Annotated in this window: 21 protein-coding genes; 11 read left to right on the top strand and 10 right to left on the bottom strand. The window is 46.2% G+C overall.

Annotated elements, in window-relative coordinates; genetic code table 11:
* The 3 genes from LLG96_03195 to LLG96_03185 form a co-directional block, all read left to right on the top strand.
* Positions 1 to 925: hypothetical protein (locus LLG96_03195; GenBank protein MCE5249205.1), on the top strand; the 925-nt coding region annotated here is incomplete at its 5' end.
* On the top strand, positions 918 to 2150 hold the full coding sequence (locus LLG96_03190) for a cation:proton antiporter (protein ID MCE5249204.1): 1233 nt from the start codon (positions 918 to 920) through the stop codon (positions 2148 to 2150). The genes LLG96_03195 and LLG96_03190, both read left to right, overlap by 8 nt.
* 292 nt (positions 2151 to 2442) lie before the next feature.
* Positions 2443 to 3369, top strand: coding sequence for a M23 family metallopeptidase (locus LLG96_03185; protein MCE5249203.1), 927 nt, complete (start codon positions 2443 to 2445; stop codon positions 3367 to 3369).
* Positions 3370 to 3472: 103 nt separating this feature from the next.
* On the opposite strand, the gene LLG96_03180 is transcribed toward LLG96_03185, so the two are convergent.
* The 10 genes from LLG96_03180 to LLG96_03135 form a co-directional block, all read right to left on the bottom strand.
* On the bottom strand, positions 3473 to 3916 hold the full coding sequence (locus tag LLG96_03180; protein ID MCE5249202.1) for a SoxR reducing system RseC family protein: 444 nt from the start codon (positions 3914 to 3916) through the stop codon (positions 3473 to 3475).
* Positions 3917 to 3918: 2 nt separating this feature from the next.
* Positions 3919 to 4341, bottom strand: a complete 423-nt coding sequence (tsaE, locus tag LLG96_03175; protein ID MCE5249201.1) for a tRNA (adenosine(37)-N6)-threonylcarbamoyltransferase complex ATPase subunit type 1 TsaE — start codon at positions 4339 to 4341, stop codon at positions 3919 to 3921.
* Positions 4338 to 5885, bottom strand: a complete 1548-nt coding sequence (locus LLG96_03170) for a bifunctional response regulator/alkaline phosphatase family protein (GenBank protein MCE5249200.1) — start codon at positions 5883 to 5885, stop codon at positions 4338 to 4340. The genes tsaE and LLG96_03170 overlap by 4 nt, the downstream gene beginning before the upstream one ends.
* A 3-nt stretch (positions 5886 to 5888) precedes the next feature.
* Complete coding sequence (locus LLG96_03165; GenBank protein ID MCE5249199.1) at positions 5889 to 7520, bottom strand: HAMP domain-containing histidine kinase; 1632 nt, start codon at positions 7518 to 7520, stop codon at positions 5889 to 5891.
* A gap of 8 nt (positions 7521 to 7528) precedes the next feature.
* Positions 7529 to 8929: a sugar transferase gene (locus LLG96_03160; protein ID MCE5249198.1), complete on the bottom strand. Its 1401-nt coding sequence runs from the start codon at positions 8927 to 8929 to the stop codon at positions 7529 to 7531.
* Positions 8930 to 8936: 7 nt separating this feature from the next.
* On the bottom strand, positions 8937 to 10076 hold the full coding sequence (locus LLG96_03155) for a glycosyltransferase family 2 protein (protein MCE5249197.1): 1140 nt from the start codon (positions 10074 to 10076) through the stop codon (positions 8937 to 8939).
* Positions 10077 to 10326: 250 nt separating this feature from the next.
* A complete protein-coding gene (locus LLG96_03150) occupies positions 10327 to 11496 on the bottom strand; it encodes a glycosyltransferase (GenBank protein ID MCE5249196.1) in 1170 nt (389 codons plus the stop codon).
* Entirely contained in the window at positions 11493 to 12764 is a 1272-nt protein-coding gene (locus LLG96_03145) for a polysaccharide biosynthesis C-terminal domain-containing protein (protein ID MCE5249195.1), read from the bottom strand. The genes LLG96_03150 and LLG96_03145 overlap by 4 nt, the downstream gene beginning before the upstream one ends.
* 60 nt (positions 12765 to 12824) lie before the next feature.
* Complete coding sequence (locus LLG96_03140; GenBank protein MCE5249194.1) at positions 12825 to 14003, bottom strand: hypothetical protein; 1179 nt, start codon at positions 14001 to 14003, stop codon at positions 12825 to 12827.
* Between the two features lie 59 nt (positions 14004 to 14062).
* A complete protein-coding gene (locus LLG96_03135) occupies positions 14063 to 15748 on the bottom strand; it encodes an SLBB domain-containing protein (protein MCE5249193.1) in 1686 nt (561 codons plus the stop codon).
* A gap of 895 nt (positions 15749 to 16643) precedes the next feature.
* Here LLG96_03135 and LLG96_03130 point away from each other — a divergent pair.
* The 8 genes from LLG96_03130 to LLG96_03095 all read left to right on the top strand — a co-directional run bounded on the left by LLG96_03130 (position 16644) and on the right by LLG96_03095 (position 24538).
* On the top strand, positions 16644 to 17264 hold the full coding sequence (locus LLG96_03130; protein ID MCE5249192.1) for a sigma-70 family RNA polymerase sigma factor: 621 nt from the start codon (positions 16644 to 16646) through the stop codon (positions 17262 to 17264).
* A gap of 157 nt (positions 17265 to 17421) precedes the next feature.
* Complete coding sequence (locus LLG96_03125; protein MCE5249191.1) at positions 17422 to 18015, top strand: zf-HC2 domain-containing protein; 594 nt, start codon at positions 17422 to 17424, stop codon at positions 18013 to 18015.
* Between the two features lie 230 nt (positions 18016 to 18245).
* Entirely contained in the window at positions 18246 to 19217 is a 972-nt protein-coding gene (locus LLG96_03120; GenBank protein ID MCE5249190.1) for a S1C family serine protease, read from the top strand.
* A gap of 462 nt (positions 19218 to 19679) precedes the next feature.
* Positions 19680 to 20804 (top strand): hypothetical protein, encoded by a 1125-nt coding sequence (locus tag LLG96_03115; protein ID MCE5249189.1) that lies wholly within the window; start codon positions 19680 to 19682, stop codon positions 20802 to 20804.
* 239 nt (positions 20805 to 21043) lie between these two features.
* Positions 21044 to 21721 carry a Crp/Fnr family transcriptional regulator gene (locus LLG96_03110; GenBank protein MCE5249188.1) on the top strand — a complete coding sequence of 226 codons (678 nt, stop codon included), beginning with the start codon at positions 21044 to 21046 and terminating at the stop codon, positions 21719 to 21721.
* Positions 21722 to 21922: 201 nt separating this feature from the next.
* Positions 21923 to 23395, top strand: coding sequence for a sigma-54 dependent transcriptional regulator (locus tag LLG96_03105; GenBank protein ID MCE5249187.1), 1473 nt, complete (start codon positions 21923 to 21925; stop codon positions 23393 to 23395).
* A gap of 270 nt (positions 23396 to 23665) precedes the next feature.
* The gene (locus LLG96_03100; protein ID MCE5249186.1) at positions 23666 to 23944 is read left to right on the top strand and encodes a zinc ribbon domain-containing protein; all 279 of its coding nucleotides are present in this window, start codon (positions 23666 to 23668) and stop codon (positions 23942 to 23944) included.
* Positions 23945 to 23977: 33 nt separating this feature from the next.
* The gene (locus tag LLG96_03095; protein MCE5249185.1) at positions 23978 to 24538 is read left to right on the top strand and encodes a tetratricopeptide repeat protein; all 561 of its coding nucleotides are present in this window, start codon (positions 23978 to 23980) and stop codon (positions 24536 to 24538) included.
* The last annotated feature ends 272 nt before the right edge of the window (positions 24539 to 24810 follow it).

The raw sequence follows: 24810 nt of genomic DNA, 5'->3' as shown, positions 1-24810 counted from the left end.
CGAACCTCTACTCGTGTTCATCACCATTTCAATCATCGGAATCATCTATATCTATTTCAGAATCGGAAACTGGAGCGAGTCAGGAACCGCGCTCATGGTCGGCCTGTTTGCCTCGTTCACATTCTTCAGGAGAAAAGACATTTTTTATCGCGAGCAGGAGAGCGCTCATCATCCTGTTTTCGATAACCTCCTGCCGATCGGAAACATCATTCCCGTCACCGCGCTTGCCATAATGGGCAGACTGCTGTATCAGAATCCCGGAGTTACTGTCCTCGGCCATGGATTTACCGGTATTCCGGCCTTCTTCATCCTCCAGATCATCGTGGGAATATGCGGAGGTATACTGCTCAATATGCTCGTATCAGGCGCAGATTCGTCCGACAGTATTTCCATCATCCTGGTGAGTGTTACGGCGCTCATGAGCGGAATAAGCACCACGCTTTCTTTTTCACCACTGTTTGTAGGCACTATTACCGGAGCGTTCCTTATCAACAGCACGCTGAAAAGGCTCGAAACTCTCCAGGCCCTCAACGATCCTCATGAAATAATCGAAAAAATCTTCATGTTCAGCCTCGGTACCATGGTGACGCCGCTTCTGTCCATTCTCAGATTAAAACTGGCGTTCATTTTTTTCTGTGCACTGGGACTGTTCGCGTTGCGGGCGGTTATCAAGTATGTGCTGACCACAGTCTGGTTCTCACGCTCTATAAAGGGCTCGACCGAATCTCCCGCGCTGTGGATCGGGCTGACCGGCCAGGGAATTCTCGCTGCGGGCGCTGTAATGGAATGTTCTTTCCCTATTCCGCAATTTCATTCCGTTTTTCTGTGTTATACTACCCTCCTGATTTTCAATCAGATCGCAGTGGTGCTTTACATCTGGTTCACCGAAAAGAACCGCCGCATGGAGGATTCCGGAAATGCTTAACATATTGAGCTTCTTGATTCTGATTATCATAACCCTGATCCGGATACACAGCGGCTATTCTCCCAATCCCCTTCTGAGCGCCGGTACACTCGCGCTTGCCGCATATCTTTTTTCACTTGTCATGCGCTTCCTGCGATTACCGGTTACCGTCGGTTTCATTCTGGCCGGACTCATTGCGGGAGAACACGGGCTTGGTTTTGTCGGGAAACAGTTCACCGAATACATGACACTCATAGAATCCATTCTTGTAATGATGGTCATATCATTAGCCGTAAAACATATGATTTCACATCAGAGCCCGGGGAATATAATAAAGAATTGTTCGATGGGAGCGGTCGCGGCTGTCCTTTCATGCACTCTCGCAACGGGATTTGTCGCTCCATCAGCCCATCCTGTCTCGGTAAAAATCATATTCGGGCTGTTCGCTTCACTCGTATCGCCCCTCATGGTATTCGTCTCAACGGATAAACAGCCCCGCCGTGCGCAGCTTTTACAGGCTGCTTTCGGAGGTTTCGTGGTTTCGGTAATCGCATGGGGTGTCGCAACTGCCTTCATGAATCCGCATAATCCGGACCGCATAAAAATGGCCCTTATGCCGCTGATCATCGGATTGACATCAACCGTGGTCGGATTTGTATGGGCATATGTATCAGAAAAACTTATACATACTACATCCCGGTCTCTGCAGAGTCTGTATCCGCTCACAACCATGCTCCTCATGTACCCATTTATAAAAATTGCCGGGCTGGACTATATTTTTCTTGCAGTCGGAACAGGATTGTATGAGGGATGTTTTTCCGACCGGGAACCATGCCTCATCGAAAAATCCGCACTTCCCCTGCTTTTTGTTTTTGTTCTTTTCGGAACACGGCTGCCCATCGATCAGATGTATCTTCTCGGGAAAACAGGGTGGACACTGGCCCTTATTTTTACCCTGTTTTTTCTTTTTACACGTATTACCACTTTCTTTATTACCGCCCGTATTTTTTCTTTCCCGCGTCCGACCCTCAGGGAAATTAATTACTGTATTCCCCTCGGGCCGCTGTCGCTTTTCATACTGACTAGGTTTTTACCGGGATTCAACGGTGTTCTGAGCGGTGAAATTAATCTTGCAACCCTGTATACGGTCTGTACGATGTCAATGTTCATAACTATTATATTATCAACTGTATTACATATTTCATTCCGCATCGGTATGAAGAAAACCGTACAATTAGATGAATAGTGAGGTGAATTGATCGCCACACACTGTCATATATTGACAATTATCTATAAGTGAATTAATAATCATAATGGTGCAGCTTTATTACATGCGGGTTTACCGGGTATTTTCATAGGTTTTTGTCCTTGACTGATATTTCCCGATAAGTAACTATGTTTTTTTTACTTGACATGTTTAGAGGAGAGGTTATATTAAGTTTTAATCTGGTGATTTTTATATTTTTTTCCTGTTAGGTGATGTGACGGGGGAAGCGGTGAAAAATCAGTATTCAACCTGTCCATGAAGGGCCTTTTATATGGAAAACCGCTTTTTTTCAATGATCATTGTGCCGGACAGCGGCCGTGACGTTAAAACAGGAAGCTTTACCGGTAAATTTTTCATCGGCGTTTTCTCTGCATTAATTATCACCTTTTTGTTATGCCTCTTCTTTATCATCGGTTATCACATCAAACTCGTCCAGGAAAAAGATTACAAAACAGCAGTTTCCATCAGGGACAAACACCTCAGAAACATCGATTCATCACTGAAATTACTTGAAAAAATGAATTTAAAGCTCAGGGAAATCCATAGAAACGACCAGGCATTCCGTCTTTATGCACTCATGAACACACTGCCCGACAGAGACATGTATAATGCGGGTATAGGTGGTCATGTCATGGTTGATACATCTGAATTTGCGGATTTTTCCAATGATTTGAAAGTCAAATTGACTGATTTGTTCACAGGCGTTTCTACCCTTGAAAGCCGTATCAACGTTCAGGAAAGAAGTTTTAATGAAATCCAGTCGAATCTGTCGAGAAACAGGGATATCATCGATAATACGCCAACCATTATTCCAACACCGAACTCTTTCAGAATAACCTGTAAATTCGGCTGGCGTACCCATCCTATCGGGGGATACTGGCATATGCATGATGCCATCGATCTCGGAGGTAACGTCGGTGATCCCATACAGGCAACGGCGGATGGCGTTGTAGAATCTGCGGAATATCAGGGAAACCTCGGGAGGTGCATCAGAATAAGACACAAGTACGGTTATGAAACCCTGTACGGGCATCTCCAGATGATGAAAGTAAAAGAGGGCGATATTGTAAAAAAGGGCGATATAATAGGTATAATGGGACGAACGGGAAGAACGACCGGCACCCACCTCCACTATGGCATTATCTACCTCGGCGAAAAGAAAGACCCCCTCCCGATGTTCATCAATTCAGGCACCTGATCCTCTCCTTCCAAATCCTTTGATTCTTTATACAGTGCTCTCATTGTCTTCGTGTCTTCGAATTACACATCGCAAATTTTATTCATTTAAATACGCTTCGGAATTACCGGCCTTCACAGAAATTTTCACCTGAGGATGAAGCATCGACAATACTGGTTATTCTCGGATAAAACGTCCTGCCTCCCGAAAGTTTCTGATCCACAAATTTCAGTAATACGAATGTAAGCAGAAGAAAAAGAAACGCCGCTCCGATAGGTATGAAGCCTGCGGAAAACCGCTGCGCTGCCTTGTACCCCACTATCATAGCAAGAATCGGAACAATCCAGATAAGCACACCGGAAACGATCACCTTTCCCGGATCGGCCTCAAATACCACATGATCCGATACCCGGGCGCCGAGTTCGTTGATGACGACGATTTCACGGCTGTTCAGGGTATCGGAATGACAGTGACTTTTAGAGGGACAACCCATACATTCGGTCGATGTGGTAACCGATACTTTTGCTCTGTTTCCCTCGATCGATGTAACAACGCCTCTGCTTTTCATGTTCAACCAGGTCTTTCAATGATTATTTCACGACGGTTCGGATCGATCTGTCTGAATGAAACGCTGACAGTGTTTTCCGGCATAAGCTCATCAAGTTTTTCCGCCCATTCGACGATACAGATACCATTACCGTAAAAATAATCGCTGACACCGATATCCTCGATTTCCCTCTTCGAATTGAGCCGGTATAAATCCATGTGATAGAGAGGAATCTGTCCGCGGTACTCGTTAATGAGTGTAAATGTGGGACTTGTCACCTTTTCTTTTACGCCGAGACCGAGAGCCACGCCACGGGCGAAAACAGTTTTCCCGGTTCCCAGTTCTCCGGTAAGCGCCACAAGTGTTCCCGGCGAAAGGGTCTTCGCGAAAGCCCCGGCTATCGAAAGGGTTTCGGGTTCGCTCATAGAAACAAACCGTTCTGTCATCTCGGCCTCAACACTCCTACCGGGAGAATCATTTCCTCCATCGATATACCGCCGTGCTGAAGGGAATTCTGATAGAGTTTCTGATACAGCCTGAAATTATTCGGATACACGAGATAATCTTCATTCTTTGCAAACAGATAGGTCGTCCCCTGGCCAATGGAAGGAAGACCGTACGCTTTCGGATCATCGACAAGGAATACCTCGGCGGGATCACACTTGAGATACCTGCCGTACTTATATCGGACATTGGTGGAGGTCGTTTTGTCACCCTTGACAATAGTCGCCTTTTCACACATGATGTTTCCGTGATCGGTCGTTATAACGACAGTCGCCCGCTCGGAAGCTGCGGTTCGGAGGGTTTCGAGAAGCACCGAATGCTCGAACCACGACCGTGTCAGGCTCCTGAATGCGGCTTCATCGGGCGCAATTTCCTGGAGAATGTTGCTTTCCGAGCGCTGGTGGGATAAAAGATCGACAAAATTATAAACGACGCTGATAAACTGGTTGTCTCTCAGACCGCCGAGCTTTTTCTGAAATGCCACTGCATCGTCATTGGTAATTATCTTTTCATAATGTGGCTTATGGTCGAGCCTTATACCCTTTCGCGCCAGGTACATCTCAAGAAGCTCCTGTTCGTGGATATTCATACCCGCCTCGTCATGACCCGCAGACTGCCAGATTTCAGGGTAGATTTTAGCAATCTCGACCGGAAGCTGTCCCGCAAACAGGGCGTTACGGCAAAACGGTGTTGCTGTCGGTAAAATGGAATAATAGTAGTTTCTGTCGATATAAAACATTTCTTCCAGCTTCGCCTCGATGGAAAGCCAGTGATCGAGGCGAAAACAGTCAATAACAATGAAATACACTCGCTCATTGTTTTTCAGGAGCGGAGCAACATACCGGTCAAGGATATTATGTGAAAAAACCGGGCCCCCGTCCTGTATCCACGATCGATAATTTTTTTCGATATATTTCGAAAATTCCCGGTTGTATTCCTTTTTCTGGTCGGCATGAATCTGGTTCAGCCCGGAATCGTTGTATGTGCTGATTTCAATATCCCAGGACGAAATGTTTGCATACATCTGAGGCCATCGCTCATAATCGAGCCCCATGGAAAGTTCCTGCCTGTTGAGGTTGAGCTGACGGGCGAATTCACGGCTGACACGTTCGCTCCTGAGCTGCCGTGAATCGAGCAGCCGTTTGAGGGTCGTGTATATCTGGCTGGGATTGACCGGTTTTATAAGATAGTCGCTTATTCTCGACCCGAGAGCATCATCCATGAGGTGCTCTTCCTCGCTCTTTGTTATCATGACAACCGGCAGACCCGGATCGTAATTCTTGATCTCCGCCAGAACACTGAGACCATCGATTCCCGGCATCATCTCATCCAGGAGCACAGCATCGAATGTCCGTTCCTTCACCAGGGCAATCGCATCCTGGCCATTGGTCACCGGCACCAGCTCATACCCCTTCTTCTCGAGAAAAATGATATGCGCCTTGAGAAGATCGATTTCATCATCAACCCATAGAATTTTTCTTTTCATTTATCAACTGCTTTCTTTGCCCGAAACAGCCGGTATAATCACTCTGAACGTTGTCCCGGCTCCCGGTCTGCTTTCAGTTAGAAATACTTTTCCGTTGTGATAGTCGTCAATTATCCTTTTAACAAGGCTCAGGCCCAGACCCCATCCGCGTTTTTTTGTCGTAAAACCGGGTTTCATGATTTTCTTCTGGTCAGCGTACGGAATACCCTTGCCGTTATCGATAAAATCGAGGATTATATGCCTGAAATCCTTCGACATCGAACCATTGACCGTAATCAACCCTTCCGGCAGGTCTATGGAAGCGAGCGAATTCTTTATAAGATTTTCAAAAGCCCAGTTCAGAAGCTCATGATTCCCCATGACGCGACTGAGCCCGCTGTAATGACCTTCGATCGAAATACTTCGCCCCATGCGGGGCACTCGTGCTCTGAAATAATCAAGCACTTCGTCAAGGACGTCCGAGAGTTCGATCGGTTGCAGCTCCGGCTTCGAACCGATACTTGAAAACCGTGCGGCAACCCGTGTCAGCCGTTCGACATCATACTCCATCTCAGGGACAGCCTGGTCTATCAGACCGGCTTCATGCTCCGTTCTGAGAAGCTCGAGCCAGCCGCCAAGCGAGCTTATCGGCGTTCCGAGCTGGTGCGCAGTCTCTTTTGCCATCCCGACCCAGATCGAACGCTGCTCGGCATTGGTTATATTCTTGAAACCGATGAATCCAACCCACAGGAGTATCAACAATACGGCAAACTCTATGACGGGCAGCCATCCGATCCAGGAGAGAAATGGAACATCACCATAATGGAACAGGCATGTTTCCGTGACGACAAGATCATAATTTACGACAATATCATAGGTGATGCCCTGTTCACGGGCAAGAACCGCAAATGATTCCAGTTTTTCATTCCCGGCAGCAGTCGTATCGTTATGCGCGACACTGATATCATTCCAGTAAAGGGGTTTGCCGGATTGATTCGTTACTAAAACCGGCCAGATACGCTGTGCATTGATACCATGAAAAACAAGCGCAGGTTCTTTATCCCTGAAAAAAAACATGGGCGGTGAATATGCATCCATTTTATTGAGTGCATACTGGAAAGCGGGGACATTTGAAGAATCGACGGGAATATTGCGCGAATAGAAAACGGCGCCGGTTGAATCGGTTATTGCGATGGGAAAATTGCGTGAGGGAGGATATTCGTATACGGTCAGGGTATCGATATGATGTTCGAGCCGGAAAAGCGGAAACGATTCGGGAGGATTTATCTCGTCCATTTTTTTTAAAAGCGTCCGCAGCTTTCGATATGTCTGTTCATCCGATTTATCGGGAGAGATACCGACATTCTGCCAGAATCCCTGAATGGGATTGAGATCATTATCCGAAATGATGCGCGGAATCGGAGATTCTCTTACATAATCGAACAGATTGCTCGTATCGGGTTCGGTCGGATCTATGACACTGACATATATTGCGATCTGTGTCCTTACAACCGATTTCTGAAATTCCCTCACCTGATTGAAGATGAACTGTGTATAAATCCAGATAACAATGGCAATCCCAATCAGAATGATAAAGATTACCGCTTTTACCGTTCCCGAGGTTATTCCCGGAATCAGCTTTTTTTTTCTGTTCATTTCACCCACTAATGAGCGCCTCGTGCACCAATAACGACAAATACGGTCGCGATGATTATCTTGAAATCCATGCTGAGCGACATGTTTTCAATATAGTAGAGATCATATTTCAGTTTTTCACGGACATCGTCGAGGGTACGGTCATAATTGTGTTTAATCTGCGCCCATCCGGTAAGACCGGGTTTAACCTTGAGCCTGAGGGCATAATAGGGTATTTTCTTCTTGAGCTGTTCCACAAAAAATTCCCGTTCAGGCCTCGGCCCGACAATGCTCATATCGCCTTTGAGTATGTTATATACCTGAGGCAGCTCATCGAGCCGCGTTTTACGGATAAACCTTCCCACACGGGTTATGCGGGTATCGTTTTTATCTGCCCATACAGGGCCTGTCAATTTCTCGGCATCCTTCACCATTGACCGGAATTTCCAGACGTTGAAACGTTTTCCGCGATAGCCGATGCGTTCCTGCGAATAAATGGCCGGTCCTTCCGAATCGAGTTTTATTGCCGCCGCGATTATCATATAAACAGGGAATAACAGGATAATGACCGCCAGACTGGCACAGATATCCATAAGACGCTTGACATTCTTTTCCCAGGGCGGAATAGGTTCGGAAAGAATCCGTATCATGGGGAAACCGTACAACTGGTTGAACATCATCCGCCCGGCCAATACATCCGCGGGTCCGGGGAGAATGGAAAAGTCGACATCGAATGAATCCGCGGACGAGATAAGCTTGAATATCTCATCCTCCTCCCGGAACTCCAGGGCAATGAGCACATCCGTAATGCCATACTTTTCGATAATGGTATGGAGGTCTTTCACCGTGCCGAGTACCGGTATGTCTTCGACTTTTTTGGGGTGACGGCCCTGATCGGTGGGTATGACACCCTTGATATCGTATCCGAGCGCGGGAGCCTGCCTTATCTTTTTAAGCATATCGACGATATATGATACGGTTCCGACAATAATCGACGGCCTGAGACCGATACCCCTGCTCAGAAGCACCCGCTGCACAGTACGGACTCCCAGCCTGCCGAGACCGACAAACACAACGAGGGATGCCCAGTACGCCAGAACGATGAGTTTTTCCCTTGAATAATCGTGAATTTCGGAAAAAGCGATGATGAGAAAAACAATTGCCCCTATCGTTATGGTTTTATAAACCGAGATGATCTCATCAAAACGGGAAGTATTCTTCCATTTACCGTATAATCCGAACATGGCAAACAGGAGGAGCCAGAACACACTAATGAGAAACCATACATCCCATAGACCTGCAAGTGACATGTACGGCTTATCGTGGGCTAAATCGCTGTGGTAAGACAGCCAGTAGGTCAAGATAAAAGAACCGGTGATCATGGTCTGGTCGAGGACCAGCAAGAGGGTTCTGTCCGGGAAGGACTTCACGAAATGATCAACTCCTGACAGTGCTCCAGGTTTTATAGCGCTCTCCCATGATAAATTCGACAATTGCCATGAGAGCAGCAAGGTTTATTACGGAAAAATAATAGGGAATATATATAAATGAAAAGGACCGCGCCCGTTCACCTCCTGCCGCACCTGCCACGGCCATACAATAAAAAACGATCTGAATGGCAAAAATATACCGGAACACCATATGATCGAAGAGCAATCCGCTTGTCACCACCATTCCCGCAAGCAAAACAGGCACAAACCACCGTATAAGCTTGTGACTCCATATCTCGATGGAAAAAAATCCTTTGCAAAACGGATTGAGAAAACGGGAATTTCTGAATAAACCGTGGAGACTCCTGACGATAATCCTTTTCTTCCTGCGGAATTCATCCCCGAATGATTTGGACGCATCCTCGACCGCTACCGCCTCGGAACAGTATCGAATCTCCCACCCGTTTTCATATATCATCATGGGCAGAATGAAATCACTGATGATATCGGGAGGTAATTCCACAAAACACTCGCGGCGTACCGCGTATATTGCGCCATTAACCCCTAAAAGACTGCCGAGAAGGCTTTCATGTTTTTTGCAGAACTGTTCGTATTCCCAGTACGTGTTTTCACTTTTCCCGATAGACGACGCGTCACTGTTCCGGTACCGGAGCTCGCCGCACACGCACCCCACGCTATCACGGAAAAATTTTCCGACCAGCGTTCTGACCGCCTGTTTCTCAAACATGCCATTCGCATCAGAAAACACGATAATACTGCCTGTTGCATGCCGTATAGCCTCATTCTGGGCGGCAGTCTTCCCCACATGTTCGGGAAGTTCAACCAGGGTAACATCACGGTCACTGTAACGGCGGACAATCGAGGGTGTATTATCGGAGGACCCATCGGAAACGACGATTACCTCAAAACGGTCGCCGGGATAATCGATTTCGAACGTGTTGAGCAGCTTCTTCTCAATTATTGTTTCTTCATTATGCGCCGAAATTATAAACGATACGGATGGTAAATCTCCCGTCACATCGGATTCGTTTTCTTTCTTGCCCAGGGTCATCAAAATCAGGAGCAGCGGATATCCGAAATAGGAATATATAATACAAACCAGACAAACGGTGAACAGAATTTCCACAACCAGCCCCATTCTATCCTATAAACTCATATAAAAATCAACTCCGTAAAACCTTATCAAATCCTGATATATAATATCTTTCAGTCACAATGTTACTAAACTACTGAGGTGTAAAAGTATTCTGGTCTCCTGAAGGTATTTGACAGGAGGCAGAGCATTCTCCTGAAGTGGTGGTTCTCCGGTAATAATATAATGTAATATGGGACGTCGATATATAATTTTCAGCTATTTCACTCCTGTTTGCTGCCAATCAGCCTGTTACGGGCATATCACAGGCCGATTCATACACCGATACGATATTCCGGGCGATGGTTTCGTACGAAAAACGCTTCCTTACCGATTCGGCCATTTCCTCGGGGCTGTGAAAGCCCGACGACACATCAAAAACACGTGCAAGTGCCTCTCCGAGCGCTTCGGGATTACGGGGTGGAACGAGAATACCCTCACCCTCTCCGACAATGTCTTCCGGCCCGCCGGAACGGGTTGCCACCACGGGACGCCCGCACGCAAGCGCCTCTGCCGCGATGAGACCGAAACCTTCTCTGATGCTCGGCACCGCAACAACATCGGAACTGCGTATCCACGCCGGAAGAATCTTCTTGGACACCCTTTCTTCTATTCGAACCGCATGATATACACCGGCTTCCAGGATAAGGTGCTCGTATCGCGTCCTGTCCCCGGTTCCCGGACCTGCGCCGAGAAGCACCAGCTCACAGTCCGGATAAAGACTCAGAACGTGGGGCATGGCCTTTATAAGATATTCAACACCTTTGACGGGAACAAAGTTCCCCGCAAACAGAATACGGGGACGATTCACATCGAGATTAAGCTCACTGCATGCATGCTCCTTTTCCCCGGGTTTGAAAAGACCTGTGTCGACGCCATTGGGAATAACGGTCGTTTTAACACTCACACCGAGCTCCTTTACTGTCCGTTCGAGAGCGCCGCTGACACAGATCACACACTCCATCCGGTTAAGAGCGTCAACGATACCCGGCCTGAGATTCGGCTTCATGGCGAAATGGTTGATATCGCTTCCATGAACCGTAGCAACGAGCGGAAATAGTCCGCCAAAGGCTTTGACGGCTGCGACGCCATCCGGGAAAGCAGTGTGAACGTGAATACAGCCGCATCCCGAAAAAAAATGCCTTCCGGTATTTTTCAGGCTCAGCGCCATGCTTGCCGGGTACAATCCCTGCAGGAACCACCGCGGAAAAGCGAGCACAAAAGGACGAACAACCGGATATCCCGAAAGCGCCATATCCCGGTGATTTTCACCGAACCACTGCTGATTGGGAAGCGGAGCAAGCAGACGTATATCGACAAGCCGCGCAAGGCTGTCGATCTCTTCCTGAACATAAATCCCGCTCATGGGCATGCGCTTTCCCGGGAATAAATGAGAAATCACGCCGATTTTCACCGTCCACCTCCGGAAAACTTAACCCTGAACCGTGTCCATAAAAGTGTGAAATCCTCCTTGCGGGGAAGCAGAATTTCATCGAGACGGTATCCTGAATCTTTCCGGAAAAGATACAGCATATATCCAAACCACACAACACCCATAAGGGTAAACGAAAGGGTTGCGCCGCTCACACCGTATACGGGTATGAGAACCACATCGAGGGCGATGCCGACGACTGCGACCCAGAACGGCGCCAGAATCACATGGTAGGGATATCCCTGTCCCCAGTAAAGATTATTGATGACACTTCCGGCGTTTATGGCAACTATCCCGGGAAGCATGAGGAGGAGGGGAACATATGCCATGAGATAGGTGGAGTTTGCGATAAGCAGGATTATCCCCTTCCCCATCACCATGCCAATAATGCATGATATGACGGAAAAGAATATGATGTTCCTCGAAACGAGCATGGTCATTCTGAGCCCGGCCAGCTTTTCCTGCTGAACAATATGGGAAAAGAGGATTGTCCCGCTGACATTTGAAACACGCTGGAGAAGCTGAAAAACCCTGAAACACACGGAAAATATCGCTATCATCGCAAGCCCCTGCCCGGTTTTATTGAGCAGAGGGCCGATGGTGAAGGTATGGATGTTAATCATGACAAACATACCAAGCGCGGCGAGCCATGCCCGTGCTCCGATTTTACCCGACATGGTGAAAACGTTCCATGAGGGTTTCAGATTGATTCCTGCAAACGAAACGACGGAAAAATAAGCCCACAGAGTACCGGCCAGAATTCCCAGGAACCAGGCAGCCACAACGAAATCGAGTCCGCGTTTTAAAATCATGAGAAAGAGGATATTCAACCCAAGGACTGCCGAAAACCACACTACAAAGGTAATCCCGTACCGGTACATCCGCTGGGTAACCATCAGTATGGACTGGGAGGATTCCTTCAGAATCACGAGTGAGCCGACCACCCCGGCGGCAAGAATGTATCTCCAGGGCATTCCCGGTACAAATCTGTCGGTCACGGGAGCGAGGGCAAATGCGGCACCAATCATGAGCAGACCGACCGAAATACTGTACCAGAGGTTATTGGCCGAAAGCACAGGGATTAGATTCCTGTCGCCCCCGGCAATATTGACATTTGAAAGGCGGAACCATTCGCTGAAGATGAGAGAGATGAACATGGAAAAACGCATGAATATAAAATAGATGCCGTTATCCGACTTGTCCAGGAAGATATAAATAAGCTTGTTGTTGAAAAACGAGAGAACCAGCATGAAAACACTGGCTCCCATTGCGATTGAGAAACCTCTCAGAAAGCCCATAACGGTGGTGCGTTAGTTCTCAATCCGTAAAAATCGTGCCAGCCGCTCCACTTTGAGCTGATTTTCCGGATTGAGCTCTGATAATTTGTTGAAGTATTCGATGATAATTATCGACACGATAGAAAAGAAAATGGACGCCGCACCCGCAACGAGAACAATTAGTTTACGCTTTGGCCTGCATTTGAGGATAGCCGGCTTGGCGCGGTCGAGTATGGTTACCGTCGAGGTGGTATTAACCTGCTGAATACGCGATTCCTCGTAATGCTGACGAAGCAGCTCTTCAAGGGTACCGAGAATATCGACCCGCCGTGTAAGCTTCGCATACTGAAGGGTCAAATCGGGAGCATTCTGGAGGGGAATGAACAGTGATTCCCGCGCTTCATGGGGCGCTCCGAAACGCATGTTGTGAAGCTGTTCTTCGCGAAGCATGACGCTGTTCATGATTTCCCTGACCACAGGATGCGAATTCGAATATGATTTTTCCCGATACTCCCTGAGCGCATTCTCCTTGTTCATGATATCAAGCTCAAGCTCGGAGGCGATGGATAATGCTATCCGCGCCTGCTGGTACGGCGAAATGGCATTTGTCTTTATCTGGAATTCCTTCAGTTCCATTTCCGCCTGGGCAAGGGCGATATCGTTATCATGAATCTGCTGTTCGATAAAATCAGCCCGCTCACGGGCGCCGCGCTGGTTGATAACCTGATTGACCGAATCGAGCAGAGCCACATATGCATTGGCAATAGCCGCCGCTCGCATCGGATCCCTGTCTTCGACCTCGATGTCTATCAGTCCTTCCCGCGAAGTCGTTATATCCGATAAACCGTTAAGAACATTCAGTGCGGCGTCACGGTCGGATACACCGTACACTTCAACGAGATTAAACTGTTCTACTATCGAAATCCCAACTGTCTGGCTCCTGACTATACCCATGAATATTTCAGCCGGTGAGCCTTTGGTTCCGAGCCGGAGGGTTGTAACCGGAATCGATGCCAGCACATCCGAAAATCCGAACGCTTTCTGAGTATCGGTCGGAGGAAGGAGCGAGGCCTTGCTCTTATAATACTTCGGCATCAGAAATGAAGTCACTCCCGCCAGAATACAGACAATAATAAAATTCATCACTATAAATTTTCGTGCTTTATAGAGAAGAAAGAAATAATCCAGAATATTAACTTCTTTACGTTCCATAACCACTCCGTATTCTCATTTAAAGAAACTCTGAAGTTCCAGATATTTGTGATGCCCGGTCATAATTTCGTTATCTGCTTTGCCAGTATTATAATAGTCGCAACGTTGGCGAATATCTGTGCGGAATCCCTGAATACTTCCCACGTGTTAATCGGGGTTTTTTCAGACACATGAATAATATCGCCTCCCTCGATCAGAACATTACCGCCGGGTCTTAAACGCTGGCCTGTTTTTGCTTTGACTATTCGTACTTTATGCGAGTCGGCATCCCATTTGAATCCGCCAGCTTTCGCAATGTAAAAATGAATATCCTGACCAGGCTCGATTTTTACATAACCTGGTTCATTGACCGCTCCTGAAACATTGACTAATTCTCGCTTGAACGGTATAAAAATCGCATCACCATTCTGGAGAACCACATCATTGGTCATATCCTTGTCGATAAATAGTTTTACAAAATCGATCGTGATTTCACCCTGAATGGTGCGTGACCTGCTCTTATAATAATCGTACTCCTCAGGCGTCATTTCCCACCGCTGCATTCTGCGGAGTCGCTCGTATTCAAGATCCTGTGTGGCAGAAGAAACACGCCTGACAAGTCGCGCTTCTTCAAGATTTGACAAGTCAGTAAAGCCTCCGGCCATTGTGATGATCTCATTGAGCGTTGTGACACCGGGTGTTATGGCATATTCACCGGGATAGGTCACCTGGCCGTCCAGCCTGATACTTGCAATAACTTTATAATTGTATTTCTGACGGACAAAGAGCCTGTCAGATTCCTCAATGAGATATTTGGGATCGTCCGGATTTTTCAAAAGAGCGTCATAAAGATCAATATCAATGTTTTCAGACTTCTGACCCATTCGGCCGAACCGGACGAGCGTTGCCCGTGTGGTATCGGCAAGCACGGTAAGTCCGCCCCCGATTGCAACGAGATCCGCAATTCTGTCGCTGGATTTCCATTCATACCTGCCAGGATCATTTACTTCACCCGAAATGATCATATCACCATTATACTGAGGGACAAAAACATAGTCACCCGCGGCAACATATGGATTATCATCGATATCACCGAGTTTACGAAACCGAAGCAAATCAACATCAATTTTTATATCTCCACGGTATACTGTAATTGACCGCTGACTGGAACCACGTTTCATAAGATTTGCTTCGCTCGCAAGCACACCCAATTCCGTTTGACGTTCATAGCGGAGACGCTGGGTAGTCATCTGCTCGGAACTGAGCGCCCGTTCACTCTGTTCCTGTGCAACCGATATATTCTGAATGTTTTCGAGCATACCCACTTTCTCAACATACATGAGACCGGCACGATCGATGACATCGGATACACGTTCGAGTGAGTTTGCACTTATCATGCCTGCATTGAGCACAAGACCCGAAATGGACAATCTGAACATTCGGGGACGGGAGAGATAAATAGTGGTATCGATATCCTTATACTGTTTTTTAACCGCGTTCGATATAATTTCACGAACCTCGGTGAGGGTTTTATCGGCAACCATAATCTGACCGATTGTGGGCAGAATCAGATAACCCTCCGGTGTAACGTAGTTCGTATATTCCCTGTCGAGTTCACCCCATAGATAAACCCCGATCACATCACTGGGACCGACAATGTATTTATCAGGATCGACCTTTTTATCGAAAAGAATTTCCTGCATTGCAGGCTGCATTTTCTGCTCGGGAACCTGTTCCAGCTTTTCGGCGGCGGTCTGCCCGGCCATAATACTGGGTACGGTCCCTATATCAGTAGGATAGTATGGTGAAGTATTTGATTGAAAATACTGACGTATCTGAGGAAAATCAGTCGAAAATGCCCCCTGCCCCCATAAAGATGACATAAAGAGTAAATAAACTGTGAAGAATAACCCAAAAATCTTTATAAAGCGTAACCGCACCTTGTTCGCCTCCTCAAAAGGAATGTAGTAACTTCAGTTTTATACTAATTAGGTAAAGATATGCTTATTAAAACTATAAGTCAAACGATAAATATCATGTTTAATGACTTGTAAAAAAAGTTTTCCGCCTAAAATATTCATTAATAATTAACCGCGGAGACATGGCGACATAAATAGAAATGGAAAAATATTTACACCATCTTTCAGTAGTTATTTACTGTTCAAATCGAGCCCGTATAATTCATTAAACGGCGCTGAGCATACATATCGTAATGACCGCCATTGAATCACATATCCGGTCAGTGACGGGATAGTCTCATTCGGGGCACCATCGCGCTGGAGTTCCGCGGAAACTTTTCAACAACAGCACGTGGATTCATCTCTTGAATAAACATTTCACCCCCCGATCAAATAGGGATCTGGACTCAATTTCATGGATTAATCGGACATATCCGCATCATGATTTCGGGACTTGCAATATTCCTGAAAAGAAATCTTTGAAAAATATGTGTTTTATAGTATTATTTTTCTTATATATTGTTGGTATACCCTTTCCGCTTGATAAATTGAGGGAACCGGACACAAGAAAATGATGTTTTTTCATCGTTTGATTGGACATTTCCGCAATAAAATAAAGCTATTTTTGATAAAGTACCGTATTTTTCAGGAACTAATGAAACTCCCGGTCGTTGTATAAGTACCATCTCCGGGAGTATGGAACATGATGATCGCAACTACCATGAAGATACATAACGAAACGATTTCGGATAAAGAACTTCTCGATGGGCTGGTAAATGGGGATATTGATGCTTTCGACATCATTGTTGAACGTTATAAAAACAGGCTTATTAATTTTGTATACAGGTTTGTAAAGGACCATGATGTTGCCGAAGATATTGTTCAGGAGACTTTCCTCAGGGTATTCAGAAAACGGCGCGATTATAAGGCTATAGCGAATTTTTCGACATGGATTTTTACTATTGCGGGCAACCTGGCCAAAAGTGAATTGAGACGACGGAAAAGGTGGAGGTTCCTGTCAATTGATACCAGCAGCAATGACGAAGAGAAACCATTCGAACTCCCCGATACGGGAATGAGTCCCGACAGGGCTGCTGCTGTAAGGATGCTCGATGACAATGTTCAGGATTCAATCGATAGTCTCCAGATTAAATATAAGGAAGCATTGATTCTGAGGGATATTCAGGGGATGAGTTATAAACAGATTTCCAAAATTATCGGAGTCCCTGTCGGCACTGTCAAATCTCGAGTTAACCGTGCACGGTTGAAGCTTCAGAAAGAGCTTAAGGGGCACTCCCCTGACGACGAATTGTTTCAGAATTAATGGTGCAGTTCCTGTTTCATTGTATAGTTCGGAAAAAATTTATGAATAGTTTCTTTCGTAATAAGGAACTTTTAACAGTATAGGTGAGTACAATAGATATGCAAGCGCGAAAACCCGCACAACTCAAAAAGAAACAACAAGGAGGTGAAATAACGAAGTGAAAAATGCTAATGAAGAAGCTTTTACATGCAGAATGTTCAAAAAACATTTAAGGGCGTACATTGATGAAGAACTTGCCGACACTGTAAAAATTCGTTTCCTCGAACATGCTTCGCAGTGTCAGAAATGCAACAAAGCCATGAAAGAAATGGGAAGCATCGTTAAAGTGCTTTCACGGCTTTCGCCTGTCACGACATCACCCGAGTTTAACTTCACGTTACGGTCGCGGATTCGGCTCGAAAATGCTCGTCTCCAGAATCCCTTTTATCGCTTTTCTCTCTTTATAAGGGAAAACATAAGGACTTTTATTACTGTCCCTGTATTCTCGATGATAGTTGTGGCCGCATTGTTTTTCTATTCCGATGCCCGTAATACTTTTGATTCAGGTACCAGAATATCGAACATGAATTCTCCGAGCGGCGCCGAAATGGTTAAAGAAGCTGAAAATAGCGCTGACGAGATTGTGTATGTATATTATGTGCTTGAAACTGTTCATCCCACAGATATCGAAGGCGGGATTTTTCTTCAAAACATGCAGGCGGTCAGATCACAGAAACAGACGATAAGATCAGCAAGTCTCATAAATTTTTAAAAAGTCTGGTAATAAACACTGTATGTGATGATACAGGTAGTCAGGAATCGGTACGAATCCCCGATAACTGATTCGGGGGCCGATTTATATGCCCTTGACAACAAAACAATATTTCGTCACCGGGCGTGTGAAAGAGTGACTTTATCAACGCCCTCTTGATGCCTATGATAAAACGGCCAAAACATTTTGCCCTTCTTATGCTGCCCTTGTTAATCTGCTGTCGGGGAGCATTGCTGTATTCCGAGGAACAGCCGTCTGATGCCGAGATACGAATTCTCAGCGAAAAAATCGAGGCTAAGTACAAAAACAGCGTATATACCGTCAATGCATACACTAAACTCAAGGGCGACACAGACGATAAGCAGATCAAAAATAAAACACGCTGGTGCAGAAATGTCGGTACTGCTTTTCCTATCGACGAACAGGGACATCTTATTACATTCCTCTGTGTCGTTAAAAAAGCTGAAAAAGTTGTCGTGGTTTCACGATCGGGTGACGAAAGTCATGCCGAAATCGTGGGAACCGACAAAACCGAGAAAATCGCCATCCTTAAAATCATGAAGCCGTTCCTGTTCACTCCTCCGCCGATCAGTAAATGGAATTCCATACATCCGGGAAATAAAGTAATACTGCTCGGTGTTCATCCCGAAAATGAGCATTTAGTAACGCAGGGAGTTATCAGCAAAATTCATGATTCGGATGGAGCTGTTCTGGTATCGATCCCCGGGAATCCGGGAACCGCAGGTACTCCTGTGTTCGACAGCGCTGAAAAGCTGTTGGGTATACTTGCTTTTCACGTGAAAGATAAGTTCTTGCCGGAAGGTGAAATCTCCGGGGAAAATAATTTCTATGTTGTAATTCCCATGGAATATGCTTCTGTTATTGCATACTCAATTATCAATAATGAACAAACCCAGAGCGGCTGGCTCGGGATTTCGATTCCTTTTATTGAAGGCGATAATAATGGCGATAAGGGAGTCAAAATTCAGAGTGTTGCGGAAAACAGCCCCGCAGCCCAGTGTGGACTCCAGCCTCATGATATGATTATCGAGTATAACGGATTTCCGGTCTCTACCCCCAAAGAAATGATCACAGCAGTGGCATCGACAAAATCAGGCGATACTGTGCCTATTAAAGTCATACGTCAGGATTCCATACTCCAGTTTAAAGCGACGTTAATCAGTCGACCGTTATCAAAATAATACAACAGACAGTTCATGGAACCGGCATTCGGCTATAATACCCGTAACCATTCCTTAAGCAGTTTCTCCGTGTATTTTTTTCTTTCTTTTTCATACTAAAACACAATATATTATTTCTTGTGATTAACTGTTCGATTCTTGCCTTTGTATTCAATGAGTTATCCCGGAGCAGTGCTCCGGGGGATTCTTTTACTGATACATATGTCTTATATCGGTGCATACAGAGAAAGAAGATACTGAAAAGAGTTCGGTGTGACAGTCATGACGGACTTTTTCGGCATCCTCCACAATAAAAGGCGTAATAATTTATACTGTCGTGTACAAGTCTTGTGAATAGATCGGATAATAAAGAGCTATAACAGGTATACATGCAATTTCCGATCAGTGTTTCCTGCCTATCTCGTTCTTTCAGGGAAAAACCTGTAAAACCCGATTCCGGCGGTCCTGCGAAAGAGGCTGATAATGACTGACCTTCATTTTGATATCCGGGATATTCTCAAGGTTCCAAAACTCGCATGGTCATGGCGGAAAATATCGGTTTCATTCAGAGGTATCCTTGTTGCCTGGCTCATATACATTATCGGTACGTATATTTCCCTGTTCCTCACGGAAGCCGGCAGGTCTGCAGGTATAATGCCCCTTTTTCGCTATTTCGAGTTTTTTCCCGTTCTCCTGACTGAATTCAGAGGAACATGGCAGTATATACTTTATGGTCTGACAATCATGTTTGCGCTGTTTTACCTGCTGGCGACCGCAACGGCTGTCAGTCGTATTGCATTTGAAGATGTCCGCGGCAATGATGTTTTTCAGGTACGGGAAGCGCTGCAATTCTCTCGTAAATACGGTTCGACTGCAATCGTATCTGTCGTAATACTCGGTGCGCTGTTCCTGATTTTCCCTGTCACATTACTGATCTGGGGCGCTGTGGGAAGGATACCTTATGTGGGGGAGCTTATCTTTGCGGTCAGCAGTATTCCCGTTATTGTATGGGGAATGCTGGGCATTGCCGTAAAACTGGTGTTTCTCTTCGGACTGGTCCTCATTCCATCGATTACCGCATGTCTCTGCGAGGATGTTCTCGAAACGGTTATCCAGACATTCACTTCCGTTCTTCTTCAACCCTGCCGGTTATTCATATATGAGGTAACCGCAAAAGTCATTACGGCAGTCAGCACCTTGATATTCGCGCTGTTCTCATTCTTTTCCATATTCGGAACGAATGTCACATGCGGTCTGCTTTTCGGAAGCTCGATTCACGATATTTTTACCATTGCTCTTTACCGTGTTCCCGGAGCTCTCGATCTTGCCTTGCACATTATCGCTTTCTTCGACCGGTTTAACTTTGCCTACCCTGTGATATCGATATCCGATATATCCGGTGTATCCACCGCCGTTCACAGCGCAGGCGTAATACTTGGAATGAGCTACCTGATGATCGCCGTCCTGGTTTTATCATATGCATTCAGTTGCTTTTTCAGCGCCCAGGTTCTCATATATCTGGCTGTCAGAAAGCGGAAAGATGGTGATGATCTCAGGCTCAGACGGTCTTCGGCGGATTTCGTCCCGGAAGAACCCGCGGAATCGTAAACAATCCGTCTCGGAACACTATCGTGTCGCCAATCAGATTTTGTGTGCCTTACCTATTCAGCATTCATCGGCAGCGGTAATTTCGTTCGGGAAATTTCGATAATCGCTCATGGAACCATTATGAACGATCTTTTCGTAATAATTATTCAATAACCTGTCAACATTTATATTGCTTTAAATAAAAAAACTATATACTATATTATAAATTGCGTACAAACACCGGCGTAATGGAGAAGCCCATGACGAATCTACTTCAGCAAATTCCTCTCTTTTCGTCACTCAAGGACGATGAGCTGGAAGCGATAAAACATGTCATCATCAATAAAACCTTCCCGAAAGAAAAAATCATTCTTCTTGAAGCCGAAGAAGGTGATACATTATTTATAATTATCAACGGAAAAGTCAAGGTAACTACATTTACCGAAAATGGTAAAGAGGTAATATTTTCCATTCTCGGTGAGGGTGATTTCTTCGGTGAAATGTCACTTCTGGACGGTAAACCCCGGTCGGCATCGGTCATATCCATGGAGGACTCTGAGTTACAGTTGATTCGGAGGTGCGATTTTTACCGTTTGCTCGAAAATCATCCGCATATCGCGCTCAAACTCCTTGAAGAGCTTGCCTCACGGCTCCGTAAAGCCGACGAACGAATCGAAAGCCTCGCCCTGCTGGACGTCACCGGCCGGGTAGCCGGTATCCTCATGCAACTGGCCGAAGAGCGCGGGGAACCTTCCGGTAACACAGTGACTATCAAATCACGGCCCACTCATCAGGAGCTCGCCAACATGGTCGGTACCACCCGTGAGACGGTTACACGGGTTCTGAAACAGCTCGAACTGAAAAAATATATCGAGATGTCCGGAAAAGACGTGACCATCTTTGATGTGGAGGTATTCAAACGCGATCTCTATTTTTAAGCTGTCCGTATCGGTTGACGATTTAAAAGCTTTTCCTGTGCCCATCCCCCCGCAGAAGCCGTCTGCTTTGTTCAGTAGTGCGGTAAAAAATCATTTTATTATTTCCCGCTCAAATCGTATCTTATGACAATGCAGTTTTTTAAATTGAATCCGGTCAAGACGATCACAAATCCGTATGCACATCCCGAAACATTGTGAACGATGAAAATACTCCTGCTTTCAAAAGATACCGAAATCATTACGGCTGTTCAGAATTATTCCGATCAAGAGGGTGACCGGCTCACTCTGGCCACAACGGTTAAAGAGGCATCGGCCGGTATCGGAACCCGTGAATTCGATGCTGTCCTGCTGGACTGCTCGATACGTCCCACGGAGCTCATCGGCCTTGCCGGAGAGCGTGCTGATGAGCTGATGGAGACGGTTGTGCTGCTTCTCGGGCCTCTCGATCACGAGCAGCGCGAAATGCTTGGTCGACGACTTTCCGCTCATTATTCGGTCGATAAACCGCTGCGGAGACAGATGTTTAATGAAACCATGCAGCGGCTGAAGATGCGATCCATTATTGTCAGGAAGGCCGGGCTTATCGGCCGGTCCCCCGCTATGGAAGAAATCATTCAGACCATCATGCAGATCGGCGCCACCCCGATTACCATTCTTATCACCGGTGAAAGCGGAACGGGAAAAGAAGTGATTGCCCGCGCCATTCATGCGGTTTCCCAGCGATCCGAGGAGCCGTTCCTGGCGGTCAACTGCGCGGCTCTGGCTGAAGGTATTCTCGAAAGCGAGCTGTTCGGCCATGAAAAGGGCTCGTTTACCGGCGCAACCGCCCGGCGGATCGGCATGTTCGAGCGTGCAGACCACGGCACCATTTTCCTCGATGAAATTGGCGAAATTCCTCACTCCACCCAGATCCGGCTCCTGAGAGTGCTTGAAGAACGCGAAATCATGCGTGTCGGGGGAACCGATGTCATTCCGGTCGATGTCAGGGTGATTACCGCCACTAACCGTAATCTGGGCTTATCGGTCGAAAAAGGCGCGTTCAGGAGGGATCTCTACTACCGTATCAAGGTTCTTGATATTTTCGTACCGCCGCTCCGTGAGCGCCCGGAAGATATCCCCCTGCTTCTCGACCGTCTCGTACGTTTGTACGCTGAGGAAAACCGGCTTCCGCTGCGGCGGTTCACCGATGAATCCAAGGCTGTTCTGTCACGTATGCGATGGACAGGCAATGTCCGAGAGTTGAGAAATTTCGTGGAAAGCTGCCTTGCGCTCACCACTGTTCATACAATCGGCCCCGATGATATTCCTCCTCATCTCCTCGATGAAATCGACCGTCAATATGGTTTGCCCGTTCCTGCTGAAAAAAAGACCGAGCAGATCGAACGGGAGCTCATCTACCGTACGCTTCTCGATTTGAAACGGGATATTGGCGAAATCAGGGAACTCCTGTTTGAAAACCGCATTGTTCATGCCGAAACTGATTATCCGCCAATCCGCGAGGTCGTACCCATTGAAAACGGCAACGAGCCCACGCTCGAAGAACTCGAACGTCAGGCAATCATCGATGCTCTCGATCACACACGGGGAAACCGCAGGAAAGCCGCCAGGCTGCTCGGTATCGGAGAACGGACGCTCTACAGAAAACTCAAGCAGTACCGTATTTCCGATAACTGATACTTCACCCGCATGAGTCAGATTTTTTCATCATTACAAGGCTCCATGTTCTTTCGTGATTTTGCCGGATAGATACCGCTATGAGTTTTCTTCACGGCAACCTCAGATATTTTTTAAAAACAGACAGTGACTCGTTATGAAACTTTTTTTAGTATCATGCGTAGTATCACACTATGAAACATGCTGAAGCAGTTATCTTCCTTGACTGTACCAAAGTAGTTCATTATATTAGATATTTATTCTTTAGAACTTGAAATTATCGGAGGTCTTATGCCGACATACGAATATAAATGTAAAAAGTGCGGTCATTCTTTCGAGCTGTTTCAGAGCATGAATGATGACCCTGTTAAAACATGTCCTGTTTGCAAAGGAACTGTTGAGCGTGTAATCGGTCTGGGCGGAGGTCTTATATTCAAGGGAAGCGGTTTTTATGCCACCGATTACCGGAGCGACTCATACAAGAATGCGGCAAAAGCTGATAAGCCGTCTTTTGAATCAAAAACGACATCAAAGAATTCCGAAAAGAAGATTACTGCTGCTGAAAAGTAGGTTTTACTGTTTACAGGAGGATGGACATTCGTCATGGACATCTATGTTGTTTGGCCCGGGAAAATCTCTAGAGTTGCGGGTGCATGTGCAATACTCATGATGGTATATGCCGGATGCGGAAAATCGCCCGATGAGCTGTATACCGAAGGGAAAAATCAGATTCAGAACAAAGAGACGTTTGACGAAGGTGTCAAGACTCTGAAGCACTTTGAGAAAAAGTTCCCGAAAGACCGCCGGGCTCCGGAAGTGATGCTCGCACTTGCCATGGCGTACCAGGGACAGAAACAGTTCGATCTGGCGGTTGAGAGTTTCAACCGGCTTATCGAGAAGTATCCCGGCTCGGCTGAAGCTTTTAAAGGTATGTTTTTACTCGGATATATGTACTATGATGAAATAAAGGACAACGACAAAACCTTAGAGGTTTTAAAGAAGTTTATCACTCAATACCCGGATTCGGGGCTGGCGGCTTCAGCTCAGGTGCTGATTGATAATATTGGCCTGCCGGTCGAAAAGTGGTCGGTAGTACAGAAAATTGGGACACAGAATCCTTCAGACTCGCTTAAAACCGGCACACTGCCCGGTCAGAATCAGTGAGAGAAACCATGAATTTCGGGATATGCTTAAAGCATTTGCATTATGACCCCTTCTGAGCCCGGATTCACAAAATTCAATCGACCACGAATTTACACGAATATGTTTTTTATGGCAATGACACTATGAGCATTTCTGGAAAATTCACAACAACAATACGGATAATGTAGTATAACTATTTGCGATTTCGCGTGCTTGCGAGATATTTTTATGAATTCAGGAAATTGATTCTACATAGTGCATACGCATTTTTCAATGTATTAACAGGAGGACTC

The sequence above is a fragment of the bacterium genome (assembly GCA_021372535.1).
Classification (GTDB): domain Bacteria; phylum Latescibacterota; class Latescibacteria; order Latescibacterales; family Latescibacteraceae; genus JAFGMP01.
This window is presented reverse-complemented; position numbering and strand designations above follow the sequence as displayed.